This window comes from Spiroplasma sp. ald, from assembly GCF_044714355.1.
In the GTDB taxonomy this organism is placed as follows: Bacteria; Bacillota_I; Bacilli_A; order Mycoplasmatales; family Mycoplasmataceae; genus Spiroplasma; species Spiroplasma phoeniceum.
Window position 1 is genome coordinate 1 of sequence record NZ_RXFY01000044.1, and the last position, 8,200, is coordinate 8,200.

The 8,200-nt window shown below is 29.0% G+C and carries 9 protein-coding genes; 1 reads left to right on the top strand and 8 read right to left on the bottom strand.

Annotated features, from left to right (window positions below; genetic code table 4):
* Positions 1-78: 78 nt before the first annotated feature.
* The 7 genes from gpmI to EHU54_RS03160 all read right to left on the bottom strand — a co-directional run bounded on the left by gpmI (position 79) and on the right by EHU54_RS03160 (position 7,404).
* The gene (gene gpmI / locus EHU54_RS03130) at positions 79-1,665 is read right to left on the bottom strand and encodes a 2,3-bisphosphoglycerate-independent phosphoglycerate mutase (protein WP_400248889.1); all 1,587 of its coding nucleotides are present in this window, start codon (positions 1,663-1,665) and stop codon (positions 79-81) included.
* A gap of 44 nt (positions 1,666-1,709) precedes the next feature.
* A complete protein-coding gene (locus tag EHU54_RS03135; RefSeq protein ID WP_400248890.1) occupies positions 1,710-2,522 on the bottom strand; it encodes a Cof-type HAD-IIB family hydrolase in 813 nt (270 codons plus the stop codon).
* A gap of 102 nt (positions 2,523-2,624) precedes the next feature.
* Positions 2,625-3,128: a hypothetical protein gene (locus EHU54_RS03140; protein ID WP_400248891.1), complete on the bottom strand. Its 504-nt coding sequence runs from the start codon at positions 3,126-3,128 to the stop codon at positions 2,625-2,627.
* 550 nt (positions 3,129-3,678) lie between these two features.
* Positions 3,679-4,689, bottom strand: a complete 1,011-nt coding sequence (locus EHU54_RS03145) for an NAD(P)H-dependent glycerol-3-phosphate dehydrogenase (protein WP_400248892.1) — start codon at positions 4,687-4,689, stop codon at positions 3,679-3,681.
* A gap of 11 nt (positions 4,690-4,700) precedes the next feature.
* Positions 4,701-6,017, bottom strand: a complete 1,317-nt coding sequence (der, locus tag EHU54_RS03150) for a ribosome biogenesis GTPase Der (RefSeq protein ID WP_400248893.1) — start codon at positions 6,015-6,017, stop codon at positions 4,701-4,703.
* A complete protein-coding gene (gene cmk, locus EHU54_RS03155; RefSeq protein WP_400248894.1) occupies positions 6,018-6,689 on the bottom strand; it encodes a (d)CMP kinase in 672 nt (223 codons plus the stop codon). It lies immediately after the preceding gene.
* Positions 6,690-6,702: 13 nt separating this feature from the next.
* The gene (locus tag EHU54_RS03160; RefSeq protein WP_400248896.1) at positions 6,703-7,404 is read right to left on the bottom strand and encodes a hypothetical protein; all 702 of its coding nucleotides are present in this window, start codon (positions 7,402-7,404) and stop codon (positions 6,703-6,705) included.
* Positions 7,405-7,505: 101 nt separating this feature from the next.
* Here EHU54_RS03160 and EHU54_RS03165 point away from each other — a divergent pair, with 101 nt between their 5' ends.
* Positions 7,506-7,751 carry a ferredoxin gene (locus EHU54_RS03165; RefSeq protein WP_400248897.1) on the top strand — a complete coding sequence of 82 codons (246 nt, stop codon included), beginning with the start codon at positions 7,506-7,508 and terminating at the stop codon, positions 7,749-7,751.
* A gap of 33 nt (positions 7,752-7,784) precedes the next feature.
* On the opposite strand, the gene EHU54_RS03170 is transcribed toward EHU54_RS03165, so the two are convergent.
* Entirely contained in the window at positions 7,785-8,141 is a 357-nt protein-coding gene (locus EHU54_RS03170; protein ID WP_400248898.1) for a dUTP diphosphatase, read from the bottom strand.
* Between the last annotated feature and the right edge of the window lie 59 nt (positions 8,142-8,200).

An 8,200-nucleotide genomic window follows, 5' to 3' on the forward strand; every position in this document is an offset into this window, starting at 1 on the left:
ATTTATCAAATTTCATAATTTTAGATTCCTATAATTTCTATTTTAAATATATTTTATAGGAATTTTAAAATAACTAGGTTATGCAAGAAGTCTAATAATTAATGATGGTTGTGTCATTTCAGGGGGAATTTCTTCACCTAATAAATCTAAGATTGTCGGAGCAATATCAGCAATTGCCGGATTATCTTTTCGTAATTGTAACCCCTCTTTTGTAATAATAATTGGAACCAATTGTGAAGTGTGCTTTTTATTAGGACCCCCTGTTTCATCAATCATAATTTCAGCATTTCCGTGGTCAGCAGTAATAATCATAATTCCGTTAACTTTCTCAATTGCTGCATAAATTTTGCCAAGACAATCATCAATAGCTTTAACTGCTTCGATTGCGGCTGGTAAGATTCCAGTATGCCCAACCATATCACAATTTGCAAAATTTAAAATAATAACATCAAATTCATTTCGATTAAGTTCAGAAATTAATTTATCAGTAATTTCATACGCTGACATTTCTGGTTTTAAATCATAAGTTGCTACTTTTGGTGATGGAATTAAATCTGCTGAAGCCCCTGGTAATGTAATTTCGGCTTGTGTTGCTAGGCCATTTTTAAAATAATCTTTTCCACCATCAAAGAAAAATGTAACATGAGAAATTTTTTCTGTTTCAGCAATTCGCAATTGACGGTAACCTTTTTTACTTAATCATTCTCCTAAACCATTAATAACTTCAATTGGCTTAAAAGCAACATGTTTTGAAGCAACTGTTTCTGCATATTCCATCATTGAAACAAAATAAATATCATATAATTTTGGCATAAAATAAGTTTGTGCATCATTACCCGGAAAATTAGGATTTGTTAAAGCCGAAGCTATTGCAATAGCACGATCAGGACGAAAATTAGCAAAAAATACAGCATCACCTGATTTAATATAACCTCTTGGAGTATTAATATTATATGCTGGCATTAAAAATTCATCATTACGGCCAGCTTGATATTCACAGTCAATATATTCTATTGGGTCACTAAATTCCGAGCCTTTTCTTGAAACTAAAACATCATAAGCAACCTGCACTCGGTCATATTTTTTATCACGATCCATTGCGTAATAACGACCACCAATGGTTGCAATTTCGCCAACTTTTAATTCGTTTTGTAATTGTTGAAATTGTTTAAGATAAATTTTAATACATTCTGGTTTCGTATCACGTCCATCACCAAAAATATGCAAGTAAATTTCTTTTACTCCTTCTTGTGCTGCTAATTTATAAGCAGCAAAAATATGGTTTAAATGTGAATGAACACCACCATCTGAAAATAATCCCATAATATGAAAAGCACCATTATTTTTTTTTGCAAAATTAATTGCAGCTAAAAGTTCTGGATTTTGATTAAATGTTCCATCTTTAATTGCTTTATTAATTAAAGTTAATGATTCATATTTAATGCGACCTGCTCCTAAATGAATATGTCCAACTTCAGAATTTCCCATTTGTCCTTCTGGTAAACCAACTCATTCTCCTGCCGCATGTGCTGAGACTCATGGATATTTTGCTTTTAGCTTTTCAACATTGACCATATGCCCTTGTGTTACAGCATTTCCTTTTGAATCAGGTGCAATCCCTCACCCATCAAGAATTGCCAATAAAATTGGTTGTTTAACTTTCATTTTATTATTTCTCCTCTTTTTCTCTTTTCTTAACAATTATATAATTATTTTCTATTATTGAGAATATATTTTTCAATCATTTTTGCAACACCACCTGTTTCAACGGTTGTCGTTACTTCTTTTGCTATTGCCTTGATTTGTTCTTGACTATTCTCCATTGCAATTCCCAATCCTACATTTTTAATCATTCAATAATCATTCATACTGTCACCAATTGCCATCATTTCTGATAAAGCAATATTCCATTGGGATGAAATTCATTTCAAACCAGCTAATTTACTAATTTCTGGAGCATTTATTTCTGCTGTTCCTGAGGCATCAATTGCAATTTCAATATTTTGCCCACGAGCTGCAATAATAAAATCGTCGTTTTCATGAACATCCATTACAATACATTTATAACTTTTATTTTGAATTGTTAATGCAGAATCATATTGAATAAACTCTCCATCAAAAAATGCTAATTCAGGATTATTTTCAGCAACAGGATTAAAATTAACAATAACTTTGGTTAAATCATCAGTATAACATCATAATTTTTTATGATATTTTTCTGCCAATTGGAATAAAAAATTAACTTGAGAAGTAGACAAGGTTTGTTGATGAACAATTGTATGTGTCTTAATATCATAAATACATGCACCATTAAAACCAATAAAGTATTGATGAAAATAATCCATTTTTACTTTAATAGCTTCTGATAACGAAGTTAATACTGGTCGTCCTGTTGCAAAAATAATTCGTACCCCCATTTCTTGTGCTTTAATAATTGGCATAATATTGGCCTCGTGAATCCCTTGATGAAATGAACAAGCAGTTCCATCCATATCTAATGCAATTAATTTAATTTTAGTCATAATTCCCTACTTTCTATTAAAATCTCATAATTATATTGTAAAAGAAAAAACCATATTTTTAAATATGGTTTAAAAATTAAATTCTTAAACAAGAATTATCCCTTAAACAACTGCATTTGCATTTTCAGTTGCTACTTCATCTTTTAAAAGTCAATCTCTTAATTGCGGACGAAAACCATAAATAGCACTTATACAACCACCTAAAATCGCTAAAACAATTAAAATAGTAATAAAAACATTTAATCAAGGACGTATTTTCTTTGCACAATTTTTACATTGACATTGAATTTTTTCAATATTTGCTTGATGTTTTTTGCTATTAGTTCCTTTTTGCTGCTTATCATCAAATAAATCGGGTGGTCACGGTATTCCAATATTCATATTTTTACCAAGTCCAACTTTAATATTTGGATCAATTGGGGCATTTAAGAAATCTGATGGTTTAATTGAAGTACGATTTTGCATATTAGCAATTCGTTCAGCAATCGTTTGAAATTGAGTTTCTTGTCCCGATAATTGTTGTGAATTTTCTTGCATAGTATTTATTTGTTGGTTATTTTGTTGTCCTCAATTATTAACATTAGGAGAATATAGAATATTGTTCATTTACATTTTGTTGTTGATATTGCGACGCTGATTGAGCCCCTTGGTTAGTATAAGTTGATTATAATTTTGATTAGGTCCGTTCTGCTGCTGATACTGTGAACCAGGATTTGATTATTGATTAAATTGCTGTGGTCCAATATTTTGCGGTGGACGTTGCATTAAATTTTGCTGTTTATATTGTTGTGATAATTAAGCCCCTTGGTTAGTACTAAGTTGATTATAATTTTGACTATTACCATTTTGTTGTTGATATTGTTGTGAACCAATATTTCTTGTTGATGAATATTGTTGTTGCGAAATATTTTGTCCGACCTGTCCAGATGTTACTGGATTATAATTTTGATTAGGTCTTTTTTGTTGATAATTTTGTTGTGAAACATTAAAATTATTTTCCTAGTTAAGAGAAGTTTGCTGTTGGTTACTTTCTGGCTTGTTGCCTAAACCATTGTTAAAAGAATGTTTAAAATTCATTTTATGCCCTTCCATTTCATCAATAATTACATACTCTTTATTTTTGTATAGTAATTATAACATAAAAATGGCCGCAATTTTAGGATAATATTGCTTTTGTAAAAACATTATTAATAATTACACTTGGTCGTTTATTATTATATAAAATATCATATAAAGCTTCAAATAAAGGTAATGTAATATTATTTGCACGCGCATCTAACACAATTGTTTTACAAGTTAAAACACCTTCTACTGTTTTTACTTGCTCTGATAAAACTTTTTGAGCATCATCAACTTGAGCAATTGCAAAACCAAGCGAATAATTTCGTGATTTACTTGAGGTAGTTGTTAAAATTAAATCAGCTAATCCTGCAAAGTTAAAAAAAGTTTCAATTTGAGCTCCTTTTGTTTTGGCAAAAAGTTGAATCTCATTTAATCCCATTGTAATTAATGATGCTTTAGCATTATCAGATTCATAAAGACCATTAAAAATTCCTGAGGCAATTGCTACTGCATTTTTTAAAGCAACCGCATATTCACTACCAATCACATCCGTATTAGCAAAAGTAACAAAATATTCATTATTAAACAAATCACGAATTTCTTGCGCAATTACTAAATCCTGTGAAACTGCCATAATACACGTTGGTTTTCGTTGTAAAACTTCTTTTGCAATGCTTGGACCATAAATACCTGCATATGCTTTTAAAATTTTTGGATTTATTAATTTTATAATTGATTTTGATAAAACTTCGTGTGTTTCAGGATCTAATCCTTTAGCAACATTAATAATAACAACTGGTTTTGTTACTGTTTGATTGATTTTCTCAATTATTAATTTAATAGCAACAACAGGAATTCCTAAAATAATATATTCAGCATCTTCAACTGCTTCAGCAAAATTTGTTGTGGCCTTAATTTCTTTATTAATTTTTAAATTACCAAAAAAATGACGATTTAAATGTTCGTTGTTAATATCATTAACTTCTTTCTTATCAATTCCATACATAATAACGTTATGATCATTATCTGTCAAAACATTTGCTAAAACTGTCCCATATGATCCTGTTCCAATAACAGTAATATTTTTTTGTGTTTTTTTCATCATAATTTTCCTCGTTACTTTCTCTCTCTAAATAATATTTTAATTGGTACTCCCTCAAATCCAAAATATTCTCGAAGTTGATTTTCAAGAAACCTTTTATAAGAAAAATGAAGATATTTTGGATTATTACAAAACATAATAAAAGTTGGCACAACACCTTCAGGCTGAGTAGCATAATAAATTTTTAAACGCCTACCATTAAAATCTGGTGGTGGATTTAACAATTGTGCTTTTACTAAAATTTCATTTAGAACACTAGTTTTTACTCGCTGCGTTAAAACAACATAAACTTCATCAATTGTTTGAAATAAAATATGTAATCGTTTTTTTTCTAAAGCAGAAACAAAAACCATTTTCGCATAATTTAGATATTTAAAATATCCACGAATACTTTGTTCAATTTTTTTCATTGACCGTTCATTTTTTTCCATTACCGCATCTCACTTATTAACTACCAAAATAATTGGTTTATTTTGTTCAAATGCAATACCAGCAATATTTGTATCTTGGTCAGTAATAGGAACTGTCCCATCAATAATTAATAAAACAAGATCACTTCGTTCGATTGCACTAACAGCACGAAGAACACTATATTTTTCTAATTTTTCATAAACTTTCCCTTTTCTACGAATTCCAGCAGTATCAATCACAGTATAAAGTTGATTATTCCGTTTAAATGATGTATCAATTGAATCTGTTGTTGTTCCTGCAATTGGTGATACAATGACTCGTTCTTCACCTAAAATAGCATTTGTTAAAGAAGATTTTCCAACATTTGGTTTACCAATTAAAGAAAAATGAATTCCTTCTGTTTTTGGTTGAACTGGAATTTGATCTAAATGAGAAATTACTTGGTCTAATAAATCACCAATTCCAATTCCATGAGTAGCAGATACAGCAATTGGCTCACCAAATCCTAATGTCATATATTCATACAATTCACTTTCTTTTTCTTGCTTATCATATTTATTAACAACTAAAAGAACCGGTTTTTTAGCACGATATAGTATTTTTGCAACCATTTCATCATCTGGGGTAATTCCTTCTTTGTACGATAAAACAAAAATAATAATATCAGCTTCTGCAATTGCAATTTCTGCTTGCATTTTAATCTCTTGTGCAAACATTGCCGTATTATTTAATGTAATTCCCCCCGTATCAATTATTAAAAATTCTCTTGTTAATCATTCTGAGAAAGCATAAATTCGATCGCGTGTTACACCAGGAGTATCTTCAACAATTGCAAGGCGATTTTTAATAACACGATTAAATAATGTTGATTTCCCAACATTTGGACGCCCTACAATTGCAACAGTTTCTTTTTGTGCCATTTATTTTCCTGCTTTCTTATAATTACATACTATTTCATAAATTTTAGTTACCGTTTGTTCAAATGTTAACTTACTACTATCCACAATAACTGCATCAGGAGCAATTTTTAATGGTCCAACCGCTCGGGTTGTGTCAACATAATCTCGTTCTTTTAATTTAGCAGTAATTTCTGCCAAATTATTCGGAACAATATGGTTTTCTTGATTTTGATTTCATCGGCGGTTAGCTCGCGCTGTAATACTCGCTGTTAAGTAAATTTTCACTTCAGCATCAGGAAGAACAACAGTAGTAATATCTCGTCCAACAACAACATTACCTTTTTTAATCACTAATTTTTGTTGCAGGCAAACCATTGCTGCTCGAATAAAATCAAGTCCAGTAATTTTGTTGATATTATCCAGAACAAGATCAGTTTGCAACTTATCAGTAATATCTTTTCCATTGACATAAACACGGTTATTAATCACTTGATAATTAAAGTTTGTTAATTGTGCTTGTAACTGATGATGATTTGTAAAATCAACTCCAACTTTTACACAAAAATAAGTAAAAGCACGGTAAGTTAACCCAGTATCAATAAACTGATAATTTAGTTTTTTGGCCAATTCATAACCAGCAGAAGATTTTCCACTACCAGCGGGGCCATCAATCGCAATATTTATTTTCATCATCTACTCCTATTTTCTATAACATAAAGATTAAAACTAAACAAATAGCTAATAAAACAACAAGCAAAAGCATAGTACTAAATAACATTTTATAACCTGGTTTTATTTTTCGATAAACAACTAATACATTATTATGTTTTTCTTCTAAAAGAGCAATTGATTGTTTTAGCATTTCTGCTGTTGATCGTTGATCATTTTTACGCATATGTGCAATTGTACTAAATTCAATATTAGCTGAATTAATTTTAAAATCACTATTTTCTGCTTGAATTTTATCACTTACTCGATGATAAGTAATTTTTTCTGCTAAAATACTTTCTAAAATTGCTTGATATTTTTTATATGTTGGTTTATTTAACAATGTTTCAGCAATTAAAATATTATGCATAACATCACCAGCATCTTGGTCATTTTTTTGATTAGTTTGAATTGTTGCTTTAGTTGTATTAACAACTTGTTCTAGCAATTGTTGCAAATCATATTTAAAATCAGATGGGTATGGTTGTTCATCTGGGTTTTTATCCAAATATGCTTTTTCTCAACTAAATTCTTGTTCAAAATCTGATTTAACACTACCAAAAAAATTATCATCAATAGCGTTTAACTTCGCCATGTAACTATTAATGACTTGACTAGTTTGATTAATTTCTTGATCAATCTCAATCTCTTTCTTAATCATTTCACGTAGCTGGGCAAATTTCTCCATTCTAGTTTCCATGTTAAACCTCCAACTTTTTTAAACTACATTAAAATTATATATTATTATTAAAATTTTTGTTATTATTATTATTATAGTAAATAAATAATGGAGTGATAAATATGGCAGATCGTGATATATCAAAAAAAAGAACATATGTAAATACTGACTTATGTATTTCTTGTGGTAGCTGTATTATGATTGATGAAACTGAAACATTTTTTATGGATGATGATGGTTTTGCAAATACCATTGATAATGATAAGGAGTTAGTGGAAGCACAAATGGTGTGTCCAACAGCAGCAATTTTTATTAAAACATTAGAAGAATTTAAAGAAAATCGGAAAAGTAGTCTTGATACTGATTAAAAAAATGTTTTATAAAAATTATAAAACATTTTTTTAATAATTATTTTCTTGGCGAGTAAAATTAATTTTATTTTTTTTATTATAAACGGTAAGTAAATCATCTTCAGTAAATTTTAACTGTTTAGCAATTATTAAATACTGATTTAAAACTTTAAAATAAACTTTTGATATTTGATTTTTAATTAGTTCTGTTGCAACTGCAAAACAATCTAAATAAAGTTTTGTCAAATTAATATTTTCCTGACAATATTCATTATGGTATTGATATGTTTTAAAGTCAACGGTTAAACTATTACCAATACTAATTAAAAAATGAATTCCATCAATATATTCTTCTAATAAAATATCTTTTGCTGAAGCCGGTTTGACACTTCAATAGACTTCTTGCATAACCTATTAAAATAATTATAAATATTTTTAAAAAGATACTAATAGCAAATTATAATTTT